The sequence below is a fragment of the Enterobacter sp. P82 genome (assembly GCF_037053385.1).
Classification (GTDB): Bacteria; Pseudomonadota; Gammaproteobacteria; order Enterobacterales; family Enterobacteriaceae; genus Enterobacter.
In genome coordinates this window covers 1,640,348-1,657,533 of sequence record NZ_JBALHX010000001.1, presented here as the reverse complement: position 1 = coordinate 1,657,533, position 17,186 = coordinate 1,640,348, and the positions used below count along the sequence as shown (strand labels likewise).

General features: G+C 54.7%; 22 protein-coding genes. All 22 read left to right on the top strand.

What is annotated here, in order from left to right; genetic code table 11:
• The first annotated feature begins 40 nt into the window (after positions 1 to 40).
• Positions 41 to 580, top strand: coding sequence for a hypothetical protein (locus WB237_RS07825; protein ID WP_336212074.1), 540 nt, complete (start codon positions 41 to 43; stop codon positions 578 to 580).
• Between the two features lie 7 nt (positions 581 to 587).
• Entirely contained in the window at positions 588 to 1,454 is an 867-nt protein-coding gene (locus WB237_RS07820) for a hypothetical protein (RefSeq protein ID WP_325847205.1), read from the top strand.
• Positions 1,435 to 2,085, top strand: coding sequence for a methyltransferase domain-containing protein (locus tag WB237_RS07815; RefSeq protein WP_325847204.1), 651 nt, complete (start codon positions 1,435 to 1,437; stop codon positions 2,083 to 2,085). Before WB237_RS07820 ends, WB237_RS07815 begins: the two co-directional genes overlap by 20 nt.
• Positions 2,066 to 2,434, top strand: coding sequence for an HNH endonuclease (locus WB237_RS07810; protein ID WP_303757014.1), 369 nt, complete (start codon positions 2,066 to 2,068; stop codon positions 2,432 to 2,434). The genes WB237_RS07815 and WB237_RS07810 overlap by 20 nt, the downstream gene beginning before the upstream one ends.
• A gap of 108 nt (positions 2,435 to 2,542) precedes the next feature.
• On the top strand, positions 2,543 to 2,980 hold the full coding sequence (locus WB237_RS07805; RefSeq protein WP_336212069.1) for a phage terminase small subunit P27 family: 438 nt from the start codon (positions 2,543 to 2,545) through the stop codon (positions 2,978 to 2,980).
• On the top strand, positions 2,980 to 4,710 hold the full coding sequence (locus WB237_RS07800) for a terminase large subunit (RefSeq protein ID WP_336212067.1): 1,731 nt from the start codon (positions 2,980 to 2,982) through the stop codon (positions 4,708 to 4,710). The genes WB237_RS07805 and WB237_RS07800 overlap by 1 nt, the downstream gene beginning before the upstream one ends.
• Positions 4,707 to 4,865, top strand: coding sequence for a hypothetical protein (locus tag WB237_RS07795; protein WP_336212065.1), 159 nt, complete (start codon positions 4,707 to 4,709; stop codon positions 4,863 to 4,865). The genes WB237_RS07800 and WB237_RS07795 overlap by 4 nt, the downstream gene beginning before the upstream one ends.
• Positions 4,859 to 6,076 carry a phage portal protein gene (locus WB237_RS07790; RefSeq protein WP_336212062.1) on the top strand — a complete coding sequence of 406 codons (1,218 nt, stop codon included), beginning with the start codon at positions 4,859 to 4,861 and terminating at the stop codon, positions 6,074 to 6,076. The genes WB237_RS07795 and WB237_RS07790 overlap by 7 nt, the downstream gene beginning before the upstream one ends.
• On the top strand, positions 6,069 to 6,671 hold the full coding sequence (locus WB237_RS07785) for an HK97 family phage prohead protease (RefSeq protein ID WP_105572758.1): 603 nt from the start codon (positions 6,069 to 6,071) through the stop codon (positions 6,669 to 6,671). The genes WB237_RS07790 and WB237_RS07785 overlap by 8 nt, the downstream gene beginning before the upstream one ends.
• A 9-nt stretch (positions 6,672 to 6,680) precedes the next feature.
• Entirely contained in the window at positions 6,681 to 7,910 is a 1,230-nt protein-coding gene (locus tag WB237_RS07780; protein ID WP_105572757.1) for a phage major capsid protein, read from the top strand.
• A gap of 80 nt (positions 7,911 to 7,990) precedes the next feature.
• A complete protein-coding gene (locus tag WB237_RS07775; protein WP_336212055.1) occupies positions 7,991 to 8,317 on the top strand; it encodes a head-tail connector protein in 327 nt (108 codons plus the stop codon).
• Entirely contained in the window at positions 8,314 to 8,718 is a 405-nt protein-coding gene (locus WB237_RS07770; protein ID WP_336212053.1) for a phage head closure protein, read from the top strand. The genes WB237_RS07775 and WB237_RS07770 overlap by 4 nt, the downstream gene beginning before the upstream one ends.
• Complete coding sequence (locus WB237_RS07765; protein ID WP_336212051.1) at positions 8,690 to 9,202, top strand: hypothetical protein; 513 nt, start codon at positions 8,690 to 8,692, stop codon at positions 9,200 to 9,202. Before WB237_RS07770 ends, WB237_RS07765 begins: the two co-directional genes overlap by 29 nt.
• Positions 9,199 to 9,759 (top strand): phage tail terminator protein, encoded by a 561-nt coding sequence (locus tag WB237_RS07760; RefSeq protein ID WP_336212049.1) that lies wholly within the window; start codon positions 9,199 to 9,201, stop codon positions 9,757 to 9,759. The genes WB237_RS07765 and WB237_RS07760 overlap by 4 nt, the downstream gene beginning before the upstream one ends.
• Before the next feature lie 3 nt (positions 9,760 to 9,762).
• The gene (locus WB237_RS07755; RefSeq protein WP_336212048.1) at positions 9,763 to 9,933 is read left to right on the top strand and encodes a DUF2635 domain-containing protein; all 171 of its coding nucleotides are present in this window, start codon (positions 9,763 to 9,765) and stop codon (positions 9,931 to 9,933) included.
• Positions 9,917 to 11,431: a phage tail sheath subtilisin-like domain-containing protein gene (locus tag WB237_RS07750; RefSeq protein ID WP_336212045.1), complete on the top strand. Its 1,515-nt coding sequence runs from the start codon at positions 9,917 to 9,919 to the stop codon at positions 11,429 to 11,431. Before WB237_RS07755 ends, WB237_RS07750 begins: the two co-directional genes overlap by 17 nt.
• The gene (locus WB237_RS07745) at positions 11,431 to 11,787 is read left to right on the top strand and encodes a phage tail tube protein (RefSeq protein ID WP_336212043.1); all 357 of its coding nucleotides are present in this window, start codon (positions 11,431 to 11,433) and stop codon (positions 11,785 to 11,787) included. Before WB237_RS07750 ends, WB237_RS07745 begins: the two co-directional genes overlap by 1 nt.
• Complete coding sequence (locus WB237_RS07740) at positions 11,784 to 12,110, top strand: phage tail assembly protein (RefSeq protein ID WP_336212041.1); 327 nt, start codon at positions 11,784 to 11,786, stop codon at positions 12,108 to 12,110. Before WB237_RS07745 ends, WB237_RS07740 begins: the two co-directional genes overlap by 4 nt.
• Before the next feature lie 84 nt (positions 12,111 to 12,194).
• A complete protein-coding gene (locus tag WB237_RS07735) occupies positions 12,195 to 14,222 on the top strand; it encodes a phage tail tape measure protein (RefSeq protein ID WP_336212039.1) in 2,028 nt (675 codons plus the stop codon).
• A gap of 34 nt (positions 14,223 to 14,256) precedes the next feature.
• Positions 14,257 to 15,600 (top strand): DNA circularization protein, encoded by a 1,344-nt coding sequence (locus WB237_RS07730; protein WP_336212037.1) that lies wholly within the window; start codon positions 14,257 to 14,259, stop codon positions 15,598 to 15,600.
• Positions 15,597 to 16,652, top strand: a complete 1,056-nt coding sequence (locus WB237_RS07725; RefSeq protein ID WP_336212035.1) for a phage baseplate assembly protein — start codon at positions 15,597 to 15,599, stop codon at positions 16,650 to 16,652. The genes WB237_RS07730 and WB237_RS07725 overlap by 4 nt, the downstream gene beginning before the upstream one ends.
• On the top strand, positions 16,652 to 17,185 hold the full coding sequence (locus WB237_RS07720) for a phage baseplate assembly protein V (RefSeq protein WP_336212033.1): 534 nt from the start codon (positions 16,652 to 16,654) through the stop codon (positions 17,183 to 17,185). Before WB237_RS07725 ends, WB237_RS07720 begins: the two co-directional genes overlap by 1 nt.
• Position 17,186 lies beyond the last annotated feature (1 nt).

Here is a 17,186-nt window from a genome sequence, read left to right as displayed (position 1 = left end):
GGGGCTTTTTTATGCGCTTAGTGCCTGCAGAATACACATCATGCAAACAATAATTTGCATCGGCAGCGGTCCGTCGCTGACACCGGATGACTGCTTACGTGCCAACGATTCCGGTCAGCCAGTTATCGCCGTCAACAACAGTTGGGCTACAGTGCCAAGTTGCCAGCACATTTATGCCGCAGACTGTTGCTGGTGGGAAGAATATGGCGAGGGAATAACATCACAGGCGGCCCGCTGGTGTGGAGATGAATTCACGGCCAGGCGGTTCGGCATTAACTGGCTACCGTCTGCAATCCCCGGTTCGTTTAATTCTGGTCAGCGCGCCATTGAGCTTGCTATCCACCTTGGCGCCAGCCGCGTTCTGTTGCTGGGCTATGACTGCTCAATACGTCACGGCACCCACTGGCACGGCAACCATGCTCTGTTGTCCAACCCGGACAAATTCAGCGTAACGCGCTGGCAGGATGAATTTTCCCGCCTCCGTGCTGTTGCTGGTGGTGTCGAGATAATTAACTGTTCTCGCTTTACGCGGCTTACCTGCTTCCCCCGACAGTCCCTCGAGACTGCATTTTCTCTGTAGGAAATTTATGAAAAGACGAAAGGTCTGCATCCGCGGGATGTACGGGCTTGGTGACTCTATTTACCAGCGGGCGTTTGTACGCCAGTTCTCCGGTGCGTTTCTGCGTACACCCTGGCCGGAGCTTTATCGCGATCTCGATGTGAAATTTGTTCGCTCGAATACTGCACTCAGGACTCAGCGAAAAAACGAAGAGCAAACCAACGTGGAGTTTGTTCCTGAGCCATCGCGGCCGTCAGAGATACTGACTATTTTTTATGGCCCCGAAGAGCTGAGTAAAGGGTCCATCATTGACGCCATGACCTGGCAGTTTGGCAAGATGGCCAGCGTGTTTGATCTGCCGTCATTCGGTGAATCGCCGGTGCAGGTTGATAAGCCGGTTGCAGTTATCCGTCCTGCCACCGTTCGCAAAGAGTGGGCGAACCCCGCGCGAAATCCTGACCCCAAATACCTGGCGGAAGCCGCACGTGAGCTGCGTAAACATTTTTACGTTGTGAGTCTGGCTGACCTTGAAGAGGGTGAGGAGTGGCTGGTGGGAGAACTTCCGGAGGCCGATCTCTATCTGCACAAAGGCGATCTGTCACTAACGGAAATGCTGGCACTAGTGGAACATGCCGCCGTTGTGGTTTCAGGGGTTGGCTGGGCACTGCCAGCAGCTGTCTGCTACAAAACGCCTGTATTCATCATTCAGGGCGGATGCGGTGCGCACAATGCCCCGCACATCGTTACCGATCCAGATATGGATCTTTCCCGCGTCGGCTGGGCGCAACCGGATGATTACTGCATGTGCGCGAGCATGGATCACGACTGCAGTAAGCACATCTCCGGCTTCCTCGATAAATTCAAAGGCTGGTTACATGACATTGTTCTCACATGAAATGCTAAACGGCCTTGTCTGGCTGCCCGAGCTGGGCATTGGCCGTTTCCCGGTACCACCAGAGAGGCCATACGACGCCAGTTATTTTGCAAAGTATCGGCAGATGGCGCAGACCAACATGGGGATTCAGTTGAATGCGGCACGTATCCAGCTGGTGGCCCGCCATCATCAGGGCAAAGTGCTCGACGTGGGGATCGGGTCTGGTCAGTTTGTGGAGACACGGACTGATACATGGGGTTATGACGTTAATCCCGAAGGGATAGCCTGGCTAAAAGCTTGTGGCCGCTGGGCGAACCTTTACGACCCTTATTTTCCTGACGGTGATTTCCCTGCACTGACGTTCTGGGATTCGCTGGAGCATATCGACGATCCAGAAGCAGCTGTTGCGCGTGCCGGTAATTGGGTGTTTGTGTCTCTGCCTGTCTTCAAAAATGCAGAACATATCCTGACGTCCCGGCATTACCGCAAGGATGAGCACATCTGGTATTTCACCGACGAAGGCATCCGGCGCTGGTTTGACGCGCAGGGTTTTGTCTGCGCTGAACACAACACCATTGAGAGCATGCTGGGGCGCGACGGCATCAGCAGCTATGCATTCCGGAGGGTCAGCAATGCCAGCAAGAACGCCTAAGGCGTGTCGTAAACGAGGTTGCAGGCAGACCACAACGGACCGCAGCGGATACTGCGATGACCACCGGGGCGAGGGCTGGCGACAGTACAAACCCGGTGTGTCACGTCATCAGCGCGGCTATGGTGCGTCATGGGATAAGACTCGTCTCCGCATTCTCAAAAGAGACAAAGGGTTATGTCAGGAGTGTTTGCGCCGTGGCGCAATAACTGAGGCGACCAGCGTAGACCACAGGTTGCCGCTGGCGCACGGAGGCAGCGACAGTGACGACAACCTGGAAAGCCTGTGCACCCCATGTCATCGGGCGAAGACGGCGCGAGAGCGCCTGTCAGGCAGGCGGGGGGGAGGGTAAATCTCTCCAGCCTTTGCCCCTCCGGACTGCCCGCCTCATCAAATTTTTACGCGCCCAAAATAAGAAACTTTTTCCCGGAAGGTTTCGCCTATTGAATTGGAGGTTTTAATGGGTGGTGTTGTGCGATCTTCTGGTGGCGGACGCAAGCGTAATTTACCCTCGACCCTGAAAAGCAAACTGACCAGGATTACGCCGCCGGAAGAATTAATGAGCGACATTGCGATCCGCATCTGGAAAACGCAGAGCAAAATTTTAATCGAACGTGGCGTCCTTGATCTGGAGGATGCGCCGCTACTCCTGGCGTACTGCAATGCGTTTCACTTGATGGTTGAGGCCGAAAAAGTCATCGCAAAAGACGGTCTGACGGTATCAAGCGAGATGGGGGGTGAGAAAAAACACCCTGCAGTTAACGTCCGTAATGACTCCGTTTCTCAGCTCGCCCGTCTGGGGTCACTTCTCGGGTTAGACCCGCTTAGCCGCATAAGAATGACCAGCGGTAAAAATGATCCGGACGATGAAGGGAATGAATTTGATGAGTTTTACTGATGGCTACATATCCGAACGTCAATGCGGCGAACCAGTATGCGCGGGACGTCGTGAACGGGAAGATACTGGCCTGCCGGTTAACCATTCTTGCCTGTCAGCGACATCTGGACGACCTGGAACGCGCCAAAGATCCACGCTGGCCTTACCGCTTCGATAAAAATAAAGCAGAACGTTTCCTTCGCTTCTCCCAGAAAATGCCGCACACATCCGGTGAGTGGGCTCGCCGTAAGCTGCGCATAGAGTTTGAACCCTGGCAAAAATTTTCGCTTGGCGTGCCGTTTGGCTGGGTGCGGAAGGATAATGGGTTTCGTCGCTTCACTGAGATTTACATCGAGGTACCACGTAAAAACGGCAAATCTGCGATCGCGGCGGCCGTTGGTAATTATATGTTCTGTGCCGATGGCGAGTACGCAGCGGAAGTTTACTGTGGCGCCACGACGGAAAAACAGGCCTGGAAAGTTTTTGCACCTGCTCTGGCAATGGTGAAGAAGCTTCCTGCCCTGCGTCAGAAGTTCAGCATCAAACCTTGGGCGAAGAAAATGACACGCCCGGATGGTTCCCTGTTCGCACCTGTTATCGGCGACCCCGGCGACGGTGATTCACCATCCTGCGCCATCATCGACGAGTACCACGAGCATGATACTGACGCGCTCTATACCACAATGACCACCGGGATGGGGGCAAGGGAACAGCCCATCACACTTATCATCACCACGGCGGGTTTCGATATTGCCTCGCCGTGTTATGAGAAGCGCACTCAGGTGGTCGAGATACTTGAGCGCATCAGAGAAGGTGGTGAAAACGAGGCAATTTTCGGGATCATCTATACCCTGGATGATGACGATGACTGGACACAGCCGGAAGCACTGATAAAAGCCAACCCTAATTACAACATTTCGGTGAAAGAGGGATTCCTCAAGGCTAAGCAGTTGCTGGCGATGTCCACGCCGAGCCAGACCAACAAAATACTCACCAAGCATTTCAATAAATGGGTGAGCTCTAAAGCGGCATACTACAACCTTCAGAAGTGGATAGCTGCGGCAGACAAAACGCTCAAACTGTCCGATTTTGCGGGAGAAGAGTGTTATCTCGGTATAGACCTGGCATCAAAACTCGACCTGAACGCGGTGGTGCCGGTGTTCCGCCGGGAAATCGACGGAGTAAGCCATTATTACTGCGTTTCGCCTCTGTTCTGGGTGCCGGAAGACACTGTCTACGCCACGGACCCGGCGCTGAAAACGATCGCCGACCGTTACCAGTCCTTTGTTAATCAGGGCGTGCTGGTTCCATCAGACGGTGCAGAAGTGGATTACCGCCTTATTTACGAAGCGATCCTTAAATTACGTGAAACTGTGAAAATAGCAGCGAGCCCGATTGACCCCTATGGCGCAACAGGCCTTTCCCATATGTTGCAGGATGAAGGGCTGGAGCCCGTCACCATCACCCAGAACTACACCAACATGAGCGACCCGATGCGAGAGATTGAGGCTGCGATCGCCGCTGGCCGCTTCCATCATGACGGTAATCCGCTGATGACCTGGTGTATCTCTAACGTTGTCGGCAAGTATTTACCGGGTAGTGATGATGTTGTGCGTCCGGTGAAAGAAGGAGCTGGCAACAAAATCGATGGCGCAGTTGGCCTGATGATGGGGGTTGGCCGCGCGATGTTGAATGAGCCTAAAGACTTCCTTTCTAACCTCGATCCTGATGAGGAACTGTTATTCCTGTGAAATCACTAATTATTGATGTGGCCGGGCTGGCAGGCTTCGGCGCGCTGGTGGGAGGCGTTTACCTCAAATTTGGCGTGGCAGTTGCTCTCATGGCGGGTGGTAGTGGCCTGCTGATGTGGGCGTTGCTGGCGGCCAGGAGAACAAAATCATGCTGATTGACGCCATTTTCAGAAGCAACTCGCTGGAAAACCCTGCAGTACCGATTACGGCTGAAGCCGCCGAAAACGACGGGATTTTTAACGGCGACGTGATCGTCAATCCCCGGACAGCGATGAAACTGGCGGCTGTGTATGCCTGTATCTACGTTATTTCGTCCAACGTTGCGCAGATGCCCCTGCACGTCATGCGGCGTACCGGGAAAAAGGTTGAAACAGCACGCGATCATCCGGCCTTTTATCTGGTTCACGACGAGCCTAATACCTGGCAGACCAGCTATAAATGGCGCGAGTTGAAACAACGTCACATTCTGGGCTGGGGAAACGGCTACACACGTGTTAATCGCCACCGGCGAACGGGTGAAGTCACCGGCCTTGAAGCCTGTATGCCGTGGGAAACAACGTTGCTGAACACCGGCGGGCGCTACACCTACGGTGTTTATAACGAAGAGGGGTCTTTCGCCATCAACCCTGACGACATGATCCACGTCAGGGCACTGGGCAACGATCAGAAAATGGGGCTCAGTCCGGTACTGCAACACGCTGAAACCATTGGAATGGGCATGAGCGGGCAGAAGTACACGGAAAGTTTTTTCAGCGGAAATGCCAGGCCAGCAGGCATTGTTTCAGTAAAAGGGGAGTTGAATGACAACTCCTGGAAAAGACTGAAAGAGATGTGGCAAAAAGCCACAGCGATGCTGCGCAGCCAGGAAAACAGGACGATGTTGCTCCCGGCTGAGCTGGATTATAAAGCGCTGACGGTTTCTCCGGTCGATGCCCAGCTCATCGACATGATGAAGCTCAACCGCTCAATGATCGCCGGAATTTTCAACGTGCCGGCGCACATGATAAACGACCTCGAAAAAGCCACCTTCTCCAACATCTCCGAACAGGCGATTCAGTTTGTCCGCTACACGATGATGCCGTGGGTGACGAACTGGGAGCAGGAGCTTAATCGTCGGTTATTTACCCGCGCCGAACGGGCGGCAGGGTATTACGTCCGGTTTAATCTGGCCGGTCTGCTGCGCGGTACCGCAAAAGAGCGCGCAGAGTTCTATCACTACGCCATCACCGATGGCTGGATGAGCCGCAACGAGGCGCGCGCCTTTGAGGATATGAATCCGAAAGACGGCCTTGATGAAATGCTTGTCAGCGTCAACGCCTCCCAGCCAGTCAAAACCAAAACCCAGGAGAACACTCCAGATGAGTGAACGAGAAATTCGCTGTTACAGCGGCGAGGTGCGCGCTGAAACGCGCGACAGCGAACCCAGCAGGATCATCGGATACGGTTCAGTTTTTGACAGCCGTTCCGAACTGATTTTCGGTTCGTTTCGCGAAATTATCCGGCCCGGTGCGTTTGATGATGTGCTGAAGGACGATGTCCGGGCACTGTTTAACCACGATCCCAATTTTATTCTCGGGCGTACCCGTGCGGACACACTGGCACTGACCGTGGATGAGCGCGGCCTGCGTTATGACATTACCGCACCCGAAACTCAGACAATCCGTGATCTGGTGCTGGCTCCTATGCAACGCGGTGATATTAACCAGTCCTCGTTTGCCTTCCGGGTCGCCCGTGATGGCGAGGAGTGGTACCAGGATGATGACGGTGTCGTTATCCGGGAAATTACCCGCTTTTCCCGTCTGCTGGATGTCAGTCCTGTGACTTACCCGGCATATCAGGAAGCGGACTCTGCAGTCCGTTCCATGAAAGCCTGGCAGGAGGCACGCGACAGTGGCGCGCTGCAGAAAGCCATTAACCAACGAATGGCGCGTGAGCGCGTCCTGACCCTTCTTAACGCGTAAGGAAAAACCATGAAATTGCATGAACTGAAACAAAAACGTAATACCATCGCGATCGATATGCGCGCGCTGAACGAGAAAATCGGCGATAACGCATGGACCGAAGAGCAGCGCACCGAGTGGAATAAAGCGAAGTCAGAGCTGGAAGCCCTCGATGAGCGCATTGCCCGCGAAGAAGAGCTGCGCCGCCAGGACCAGACCTACGTTGACGAAAACGAGGAAGAGCAGCGCAGTAATCTGGATCCGGATAAAGGCCAGCAGCAGGACGAAAAACGTGTGCTGATTTTTGATAAATGGATGCGCCACGGTGCCAGCGAACTGAGTGCAGAAGAGAAAAAAGCTTTACGTGAACTGCGTGCGCAGGGTGTCGCACCGGATGAAAAGGGCGGCTATACCGTGCCCGATACCTTCCTGGCGAAAGTCGTAGAGCAGATGAAAGCCTATGGCGGTATTGCCAGCGTGGCGCAAATCCTGACGACTTCCGACGGTCGCACTATTGAGTGGGCCACCGCTGACGGTACCGCTGAAGTGGGCGTTCTGCTGGGTGAGAACGAAGAAGCCGGTGAAGAAGATACCGAGCTTGGTATGGACTCCCTGGGTGCGGTGAAAATGACGTCCAAAATCATCCGTGTTTCCAACGAGCTGCTGCAGGACAGCGCGATCGACATGGAGGCCTATCTTTCCCGCCGTATCGCTGAGCGTATTGGCCGCGGTGAAGCACGTTATCTTATTCAGGGCACCGGTACCGGCACGCCAAAACAGCCGAAAGGCCTGAAAACATCCGTAACTGGTACCACTCAGACGGCCGCCGCTACTGCCGTGAAATGGCAGGAAATTCTGGCGCTGAAACACAGCATCGATCCTGCGTACCGACGCGGTCCGAAGTTCCGCCTGGCGTTCAATGACAATACGCTGAAACTCATCAGCGAGATGGAAGATGGTCAGGGGCGCCCTCTGTGGCTGCCGGATATTGTCGGCGTGGCGCCAGCGTCTGTGCTCAACGTTCCGTATGTCATCGACCAGGAAATTGATGATATCGGCGCGGGTCAGAAATTTATGTACTGCGGCGACTTCGATCGCTTCATCATCCGTCGTGTGCGCTACATGATCCTGAAGCGTCTGGTCGAGCGTTACGCAGAATTCGACCAGACCGGCTTCCTGGCGTTCCATCGCTTTGACTGTATCCTCGAAGATACATCTGCGATTAAAGCGCTGGTGGGCAAGGGCTCTGCAAGCAGCTAATAAACCTCATCACTGAACAAACCATGCCGCGTTAAGCGGTTTTTTTGTGCCCGTCATCTGGCGGGCACAGGAGGATTTCTATGTTGCTTTCTCCGGAGGAAATCAAGGCACAGCTTAGGCTGGATGAGGACTATACCGATGAAGACAACTTTCTTGAGCTACTGGGGCGGGCGGTACAGGCCAGGACTGAAAACTACCTGAATCGCAAGCTTTACGCGGCGGATGGTGGCGGGGTTCCGGAAGAAGATCCGGAAGGTCTGATTCTATCTGACGATATCCGTATGGGAATGCTGCTGTTGCTGACGCACTTCTACGAAAACCGTTCTACCGTCACCGAAGTGGAAAAAGTTGAACTTCCAATGAGCTTTAACTGGCTTGTCGGTCCATACAGGCACATCCCGCTATGAAGCTCAGACAGGCGCAGGCCAGCGCAACATACCTTCTGCCAGACCCGGGCGAACTTGACCAGCGCATCACTATTCGTCGGCGTGTCGATGTCCCGGCCGATGATTTTGGCGTGACGCCAACCTATCCGGAGCAAATCCGGACGTGGGCCAAAAAAGCGCAACCCGGCGCGGCTGCATATCAGGGGTCAGTACAGGTAGAAAACAGGGTGACGCACTATTTCACTATCCGTTTTCGCCGTGGTATCACCGCCGATCATGAAGTGCTCCACGACGATATTTCTTATCGGGTCAAACGCGTCCGGGACCTGAACAGTAAACGCCGTTTCCTGCTGCTCGAGTGCGAAGAACTGGGTACCGACAACGGGAGTGACTATGCAGCAGAAAGCATTTTTACACGTTGATTTTGAACAGCCTGAAGAGCTGGTCTTTAACCGGGCGAGGATGCGGCGGGCTTTCGTCAAACTCGGTCAGGTTCACATGCGCGATGCGCGGCGGCTGGTAATGAAACGTGGCCGCTCGAAGCCAGACGAAAACCCGTCGTACCGGACCGGCCAGCTGGCGCGTTCTATAGGCTACTACGTTCCCCGCGCGTCTAAAAAACGTCCGGGTCTCATGGTGAAGATCGCGCCAAACCAGAAAAACGGCGAGGGTAACCGCCATATCAACGGCGCTTTTTATCCCGCCTTTCTGTTCTACGGTGTTCGTCGTGGGGCGAAGCGTAAGAAAGGCCATCACCGCGGCGCATCAGGCGGTAGCGGCTGGCGCGTGGCACCGCGTAATAACTACATGACTGAGGTTCTGGATAAACGCCGTAGCTGGACACGTTACGTGCTCTCCCGAGAGTTGCGTAAATCCCTCCGACCTCAACGCAGGAAGAAAAAATGAAACTTACCCCGATTATTGCGGCGCTTCGCGCTCGCTGCCCTCTGTTCGAAAACCGTGTGGGTGGCGCTGCGCAGTTTAAAGCGATACCTGAAGCCGGAAAGTTCAGGCTACCAGCTGCGTATGTTGTGCCAGCCGAAGACGTCACGGGTGAGCAAAAATCACAGACGGACTACTGGCAGGATTTGACGGAGGGTTTTTCCGTCATCGTCGTACTCAGCAACGAACGGGATGAAAAAGGGCAGTGGGCATCGTATGACGCCGTCCATGACGTCCGGCAGATTGTCTGGAAAGCGCTTCTGGGCTGGGAACCGGATCCGGAGGCGCATGAAATCCAGTATGCCGGTGGGATGCTTCTCGATCTGAACCGCCACGAACTGTATTACCAGTTCGATTTTACGGTGAAGTATGAGATTACCGAAGAGGACACCCGCCAGCAGGACGACCTGGACGTATTACCAGACCTTAAAACGCTCAGTATTGATGTTGATTTTATCGAACCCGGTACCGGGCCAGACGGCAACATTGAGCACCACACCGAAATAACCTTTCAGGATTAATTCATGTTTGTGAAACCCGTAAAAGGGCGATCTGTTCCGGATCCGGCCCGAGGAGATGTATTGCCCGTAAAAGGGCGAAATGTCGAAGCGTCTGCGTACTGGTTCCGCCGAAAAGCCGCAGGCGAAATCGAAGTAGTTCAACAAAAAGGGGTTAAAGATGACCGTAAGCTTTAATTACATCCCGGCAGATAACCGGGTACCGCTGTTTTATGCCGAAATGGATAACAGCGCAGCAAATACCGCACAGGACAGCGCAGCTTCCCTGCTGATTGGCATGGCATTGTCAGACTCTGACATGCCCGTTAATCAACTGGTCATCATGCCGTCCAAAGACCTGGCAAAAAAAATGGCAGGGCGCGGTAGCCAGCTGGCGCGTATGGTGGAAGCTTACCGACGTGTCGATCCGTTCGGTGAGGTGTGGGTTATCGCAGTACCTGACAACGGGCAGGCGGCAACCGGTACGATCACTTTCTCCGGCACCGCGACAGACGCCGGTTCGGTAAATCTGTATATCGGTACGACCCGCGTACAGGTAACCGCCGCGGCAAACGACACGGGAGCGGATACCGCACAGGCTTTACTGGCTGCGATTAATGCCAACCCTGATTTGCCGGTGACGGCACAGTACAAAGTGACGTCTGCCGGCCCTGACCAGGGCACGCTTGAGCTTACGGCTGTAAATGGTGGTGTCAGCGGAAACAATATCCCGTTAACCATCAATTATTACGGTACGGCCAGCGGTGAAGAGGTTCCAGCCGGGTTAAGCATTCAGATCGGCAAAATGAGTGGCGGGGCGGGCGACCCGGATTTAACCGGAACGATCGCCGCGATGGGGGATGAGCCGTTCGATTATATCGGTCTGCCGTTCAGCGACAGCGCATCGCTGCAGCTGATGGCGACGGAGATGAACGACAGTTCCGGGCGCTGGAGCTATATTCGCCAGCTTTACGGCCACGTGTATACGGCCCGAACCGGTTCACTGTCAGAACTGGTGGCCTATGGCGATACGTTTAATTATCAACACATCACCATCGCGGGGTATGAACCGGAGGTACAAACCGCAGTTGATGAGCTGGTGGCGTATCGTCTGGCACGTCAGGCCGTATTCTTACGTAACGATCCGGCGCGACCGACGCAGACCGGTGAACTGACCGGCGCTCTCCCTGCGCCGACCGGAAAACGCTTCACCATCACGGAGCAGCAGTCATTACTGACGCACGGCATTGCGACGGCGTACACAGAATCTGGCATTTTGCGTATTCAGCGCGACATCACTACCTACAGGAAAAACGCCTACGGTGTGACAGATAACAGCTACCTGGACAGCGAAACGCTGCATACCAGTGCCTACGTTCTGCGACGCCTGAAGTCGGTGATCACCAGCAAATACGGTCGTCACAAGCTGGCGAATGACGGCACCCGCTTCGGCCCGGGCCAGGCGATTGTTACGCCATCGGTCATTCGGGGGGAACTGGGGGCGATTTACCGTCAACTGGAGCGTGAGGGTATCGTTGAAAACTTCGATCTCTTCCAGAAATACCTGATTGTTGAGCGTAACGCGAATGATCCAAACCGCCTGGATGTTCTGTTCCCGCCGGATTACGTCAACCAGCTGCGCGTGTTCGCTGTCCTTAATCAGTTCCGTCTGCAATACAACGAGGAGGCCGCATAATGGCAAAGATTGCGGGTACCACTTATTTCAAAATCGACGGGCAGCAGCTGTCCATCACCGGCGGGATCGAAGTACCGATGAACACCCGTGTGCGGGATGACGTTATCGGGCTGGACGGGTCCGTAGATTTTAAGGAAACGCACCGCGCCCCCTACACGAAAGTGACAGCGAAGGTGCCGAAAAACTTCCCGGTGGACAAAATCACAACGTCCGAAAATATGACCATTACCTCTGAACTGGCGAACGGGCAGGTTTATGTCCTTTCAAACGCCTGGCTGCATGGTGAGGCAAACCATAATCCCGAAGAGGGCACGGTGGATCTGGAATTCCACGGTGAAGAAGGATTTTACCAATGACAAAAGAACTGGTCCTTAAAAAGCCGATTACGGCTCATAACGAAAAGCTGCACGTGCTGGAGCTGCGCGAGCCGACATTCGACGAGATTGAGGCGATAGGCTTCCCGTTTACAGTTTCCGGTAACGGCGCGATCAAACTGGATAGTTCCGTGGCACTGAAATATATCCCGGTGCTGGCGGGGATCCCCCGCTCGTCTGCAGCGCAGATGGCAAAGCTGGATATTTTCAAATCCTGTATGCAAATCCTCAGTTTTTTTACCCAGTCGGAGACGGAACAAACCTCAGACGACGACTCTACAACGTCGCCTGGTTCTGGAAATTAAACCCCCTTGAGCTACGGCGGGCGGCCATATCTGACTTCCTGGACCTGGAAGCGGAGGCCGTCCGCATCAACGAGGAAGTAAAACATGGCTGACAGTTTCCAGTTAAAGGCAATCATCACCGCCGTTGACCAGTTGACCGGGCCGATGAAAGGGATGCAGCGCGAGCTTAAGGGATTTCAGAAGGAAATGGGCAGTCTTGCGCTGGGGGCGGCAGCCGCAGGAACTGCCATCCTCGGCGCGCTGGCGCTGCCCATTAATTCTGCGATCGGGTTTGAGTCAAAAATGGCCGACATCCGAAAGGTAGTTGACGGTCTCGATGATAAAAAAGCGTTTGCGCAGATGAGTGACGATATCCTGACGCTGTCCACGCAGTTACCAATGGCGGCGGAGGGGATCGCAGAGATTGTGGCGGCAGGCGGCCAGGCGGGGATCGCGCGTAGTGATTTGATGCAGTTCGCTAACGATGCCGTAAAAATGGGCGTCGCGTTCGACACCACAGCCGAAGAGTCAGGCCAGATGATGGCGCAGTGGCGAACGGCGTTCAAACTGACACAGGATGATGTGGTTGTTCTTGCTGACAAGATCAACTATCTGGGGAATACCGGTCCGGCAAACGCGAAGAAAATCTCTGAAATCGTTACCCGAATTGGTCCGCTGGGCAGCGTTGCTGGTGTGGCTTCGGGCGAAATTGCAGCTATGGGAGCCACGATCGCCGGGATGGGCGTTGAATCGGAAATCGCCTCAACCGGCATCAAAAACTTCATGCTGTCGCTTACCGCAGGTAATTCGGCAACCAAAGCCCAGAAACAGGCTATGGCTTTCCTGAAGTTGAATCCGAAGAAACTCGCTGAGGATATGCAAAAGGATTCGCGCGGGGCGATGCTGAAGGTACTGGACTCGCTCGCGAAGGTTCCAAAAGCTAAACAGGCTGCCGTCATGAACGCGCTGTTTGGTAAGGAGTCCTTAAGCGCGATTGCCCCGCTTCTGACCAACCTGGATCTGTTACGCACTAACTTTGACCGCGTGGCTGATGCCCAGGAATATGGCGGCTCGATGCAGAAGGAATACGCATCCCGCGCGGCCACAACTGAAAACCAGCTGGTACTGCTGAAAAACAGCGTGAATGCGATTTCGGTGACGCTGGGCGACACTTTCCTTCCCGCCATCAACGAAGCTGCAGAAGCGGTGATGCCTTACCTGGAGCAGCTCAGGACCTTCGTTCGCGCGAATCCTGAACTGGTACAGACTGCGGCAAAATTTGGTGCCGCGCTGCTGGGCGTTGGTGTTTCTATCGGTGTGTTATCCCGAGCAATAAAGGTCCTGAATACGGTAATCAACCTGTCCCCGGCCAAAGTTGCGATCGCAGCGCTGGCGGCTGGCGCCATGTTGATCATCCAGAACTGGGATGAAGTCGGGCCGGTGATAAAGGCGGTCTGGCACGAGCTGGATCGTGTGGTGCAGCAACTTGGTGGCTGGGAAACGGCTATCAAAGCGGTTGCCGCGATTTCAGCTGTGTATATCGGCATCAAAATGGTAACGAATCTTCAAACGGCCATCGCGACGCAGAAACAGTGGACGGCGGCTGCGGGTGCAACAGGCGGGGTTCTTAAAAGCCTCGGTAAAATCAGTCTTATTGGTGGGCTGGTTGAACTCGGTCTGATGGCTCAGAAGTTCGAAAAAGAACATCCCTGGCTGATTAAAAACTTCGCAGCGGATGCACTAAACAGCGGGTTTGGGTTGAATGACAAAATGGATGAGTGGGGCAAGGATCTCCACGATTTTGTATTTGAAAAAACCGGCTGGCAGATGCCGCGTGGTGATTCCTATATCTCGGTAGAGCCGCTAAAAGCACCCGTAGCGCCTCGGGTCTTCCGTTCAGAGCAGGGCAATCCGGCCTTAATGCAACCAGGAGGTATTTACCCGCCTGTATTGCCTCAGTCCGGAAAATATCTTGAGCGTGCTACTTCCCCTGTTACTCAGCGCGGCGAGCTTAAAGTGACTTTCGATAACGCCCCACCGGGAATGCGCGTGCAGGAGATCCCGAAAAGCGGTGACCCACTGATGAACATTACCCATGATGTGGGGTATTCCCCGTTTCGCACACCACGTTAAGCCCGCGTAAAGCGGGTTTTCTTTTGGGGGCAATATGGCTTTTTTTTCTTCAACTGACTGGCGCGACAGGCTGCGTGAGGCGTCGTTTCGTGGCGTACCGTTTTCTGTGGAGGATGATGAAGGTACCTTTGGCCGCCGTGTCCAGGTGCACGAGTATCCCAACCGCGATAAACCCTTTACGGAGGATTTAGGCCGGGCCACGCGGAGAATGACGATCAACGCCTACTTAATCGGGGATGATTATGCCGATAAGCGCGATCGTCTTATTGGTGCTGTTGAAACAGCCGGTCCGGGTACGCTTGTTCACCCCCAGTACGGAGAAATGCAGGGAAGTATCGACGGGCAGGTGAGACTCACGCACAGCAATGCTGAGGGGCGTATGTGTCGCGTCTCTTTCCAGTTCGTGGAAAGCGGCGAACTGTCATTCCCGGTGGCGGGTATGGCGACGGCGCAGCGGCTGAAACAATCTGGCGGCCTGTTTGATGATGCGATTGAAAGCATGTTCTCTGCGTATTCGCTCTCCGGCATTGCTGACTTCATCCAGAATGATGTGCTGGCGGACGCAGCCGCGATGCTCGGCGATGTTGCAGACGCATTCCGGATGGTTGATTCCGGCGTCTCATCGGCGATGCGTCTGCTACAGGGCGATCTGTCGGTCATCCTTATGCCGCCAAGCGCGGCCAGTGATTTTGTGCGTGAACTGCAAAAAGCGTGGCGTGCGGGTGATCGGCTGACGGGCGATACGTCAGACCTTGTGACGATGATAAAAACGATGTCCGGCGTAACGCTTGATCCGGGGCTGGCACCACGGGGAACCTGGCCGACAGATTCCGGTTCTGTTGAGGTGCAAAAGGCCAGGAGTAATATGATCGCCTCGGTCATCAGATCTTCGGCAATCAGTACCGCGTCACAGGCGGTTTCCACGCTGGCGCAGCCCAAAACCATCGCGGCGCCGCAGGGGCAGGCTGGCAAGATTTCTGGCGGCGCGGCCAGCAATGACATTATTAATATCTCTCATCCTGCGCTCGACGGCTCCGGTACCACCGTCGCGCCGGAAGACCCGCCAACCTGGGACGAATTAACCGAAATCCGCAGCGCGCTGAATGCAGCCATCGACCAGGAGCAGCTGCGAATTACCGATGACAGAATTTTTCAGCAAATCACGGTACTGAGAACAGACCTCAACCGGGATATTTCTGCTCGTCTTGCGCAGGTGGAGATCACTGCAGAGCGAACCCCTCCTGATGTGCTTCCCGCACTGGTGCTGGCGGCTAACTGGTATGACGATGCAGATCGGGAAAAAGATATTCTTTCGCGAAATCTGGTCCGTCATCCTGGGTTCGTTCCTGTTAAACCTCTGAGGGTGCCAGTGCGATGAACAATACCGTTTTTTTACGTGTAAACGGCCGCGAGTGGGGCGGCTGGACATCGGCCCGCATTAGCGCAGGTATTGATCGCGTTGCCCGTGATTTTAATGTGTCGATTACCCGGCAATGGCCGGGGAATGATGGCGTGCCACAGATTAAAAATGGCGATCTCGTTGAAGTGATGATCGGGGATGACCTGGTCATTACCGGCTGGGTTGAGGCATTGCCGCTACGCTACGATGCCGCGGCCATCACCATGGGGATAGTTGGTCGTAGCAAAACGGCAGATCTTATTGATTGCTCAGCTGCGCCAGCACAGCACAACGGAAAAAATCTTTTCCGCATAGCCAGTGCGCTGGCTAAACCGTTTGGCGTTGACGTGGTTGATGCTGGTGCGCCTGCTACTGCAGTCATAGACGCACAGCCGGAACACGGTGAAACGGTGGTGGACTGCCTGAATCGTCTGCTGGGCCAGGTGCAGGCGCTGGCCTACGATGATGCTCAGGGGAGGCTGGTGCTCGGAAAACCGGGAAGCGAGAAAGCTGCAACAGCTCTGGTCCTGGGGGAAAATATCCTTTCATGCGATACCGAACGCAGCGTTCGCGAACGTTTTTCCAGTTATCAGGTTACCGGCCAGCGCCCTGGTACCGATGATGATTTCGGTGAAGCGACGATCGCCGCTATCCGGCAGAGCACGACTGATTCCGGCGTGACGCGCTACCGTCCGCACACCGTGCAGCAGTCCGGCACGGCGACGACCGACAGCTGCAAAGCGCGGTGTGAATTTGAGGCCAGACAACGTGCTGCAAAAACCCGTGAAACCACATACACCGTTCAGGGCTGGCGGCAGGGTAACGGCGAACTGTGGCGGCCAAATCTCTCTGTCATTGTTTACGACCCGCTGAACGGGTTCGATAACGAGTTGCTGGTGATCGCCGAGGTGACGTACAGCCAGGACAACAACGGCACCACAACGGAAATTCGTGTAGGGCCGGCTGATGCGTATCTGCCCGAACCGGCAACGCCGAAAAAGAAAAAGACATCGGGAGGCACAGAATTCTGATGGCTGGATCTTCTCTTCAGAATATTGTCACGCGCGCTGTTATCACCGCGCTCGATACCGCAAAAAAATGCCAGGCCGTAGGGCTGAAGCTGATCGCCGGTGAACAGAAAGAAAACGTTGAGCACCTTGAACCGTATGGCTTTACGTCCGCTGCGCAGAACGGTGCAGAGGCTGTGATGCTGTTCCCAGGTGGCGATCGCTCGCACGGTGTTGCCGTGGTGGTTGCTGACCGCAGGTACCGTCTGAAAGGTCTGGCGCGCGGTGAGGTGGCCGTTTATGACGATCAGGGACAGTCTGTCACCCTTACGCGCGCCGGGATTGTCGTTAATGGCGGCGGTAAGCCAATTATTTTCACCAATGCCACTAAAGCCCGTTTCGAAATGGATATCGAGTCCACCGGGCAAATTAAAGATCTCTGCGATGGCGCAGGAAAAACGATGTCTGCAATGCGCGCGACATACAACGGCCACACCCACAAAGAAAACGGTGACGGCGGCGGTACGACGGATAAACCCAACCAACCGATGAGTTAAA

Bases quoted from the DNA above. Each gene is read 5' to 3' on its own strand.
- WB237_RS07740 (WP_336212041.1), top strand. From the start codon at position 11,784: ATGACAAAAGAACTGGTCCTTAAAAAGCCGATTACGGCTCATAACGAA.
- WB237_RS07730 (WP_336212037.1), top strand. From the start codon at position 14,257: ATGGCTTTTTTTTCTTCAACTGACTGGCGCGACAGGCTGCGTGAGGCG.
- WB237_RS07765 (WP_336212051.1), top strand. From the start codon at position 8,690: ATGCAGCAGAAAGCATTTTTACACGTTGATTTTGAACAGCCTGAAGAG.
- WB237_RS07745 (WP_336212043.1), top strand. From the start codon at position 11,431: ATGGCAAAGATTGCGGGTACCACTTATTTCAAAATCGACGGGCAGCAG.
- WB237_RS07800 (WP_336212067.1), top strand. From the start codon at position 2,980: ATGGCTACATATCCGAACGTCAATGCGGCGAACCAGTATGCGCGGGAC.
- WB237_RS07820 (WP_325847205.1), top strand. From the start codon at position 588: ATGAAAAGACGAAAGGTCTGCATCCGCGGGATGTACGGGCTTGGTGAC.
- WB237_RS07810 (WP_303757014.1), top strand. From the start codon at position 2,066: ATGCCAGCAAGAACGCCTAAGGCGTGTCGTAAACGAGGTTGCAGGCAG.
- WB237_RS07720 (WP_336212033.1), top strand. From the start codon at position 16,652: ATGGCTGGATCTTCTCTTCAGAATATTGTCACGCGCGCTGTTATCACC.
- WB237_RS07780 (WP_105572757.1), top strand. From the start codon at position 6,681: ATGAAATTGCATGAACTGAAACAAAAACGTAATACCATCGCGATCGAT.
- WB237_RS07785 (WP_105572758.1), top strand. From the start codon at position 6,069: ATGAGTGAACGAGAAATTCGCTGTTACAGCGGCGAGGTGCGCGCTGAA.
- WB237_RS07775 (WP_336212055.1), top strand. From the start codon at position 7,991: ATGTTGCTTTCTCCGGAGGAAATCAAGGCACAGCTTAGGCTGGATGAG.
- WB237_RS07805 (WP_336212069.1), top strand. From the start codon at position 2,543: ATGGGTGGTGTTGTGCGATCTTCTGGTGGCGGACGCAAGCGTAATTTA.
- WB237_RS07770 (WP_336212053.1), top strand. From the start codon at position 8,314: ATGAAGCTCAGACAGGCGCAGGCCAGCGCAACATACCTTCTGCCAGAC.
- WB237_RS07825 (WP_336212074.1), top strand. From the start codon at position 41: ATGCAAACAATAATTTGCATCGGCAGCGGTCCGTCGCTGACACCGGAT.
- WB237_RS07735 (WP_336212039.1), top strand. From the start codon at position 12,195: ATGGCTGACAGTTTCCAGTTAAAGGCAATCATCACCGCCGTTGACCAG.
- WB237_RS07755 (WP_336212048.1), top strand. From the start codon at position 9,763: ATGTTTGTGAAACCCGTAAAAGGGCGATCTGTTCCGGATCCGGCCCGA.
- WB237_RS07790 (WP_336212062.1), top strand. From the start codon at position 4,859: ATGCTGATTGACGCCATTTTCAGAAGCAACTCGCTGGAAAACCCTGCA.
- WB237_RS07815 (WP_325847204.1), top strand. From the start codon at position 1,435: ATGACATTGTTCTCACATGAAATGCTAAACGGCCTTGTCTGGCTGCCC.
- WB237_RS07725 (WP_336212035.1), top strand. From the start codon at position 15,597: ATGAACAATACCGTTTTTTTACGTGTAAACGGCCGCGAGTGGGGCGGC.
- WB237_RS07760 (WP_336212049.1), top strand. From the start codon at position 9,199: ATGAAACTTACCCCGATTATTGCGGCGCTTCGCGCTCGCTGCCCTCTG.
- WB237_RS07750 (WP_336212045.1), top strand. From the start codon at position 9,917: ATGACCGTAAGCTTTAATTACATCCCGGCAGATAACCGGGTACCGCTG.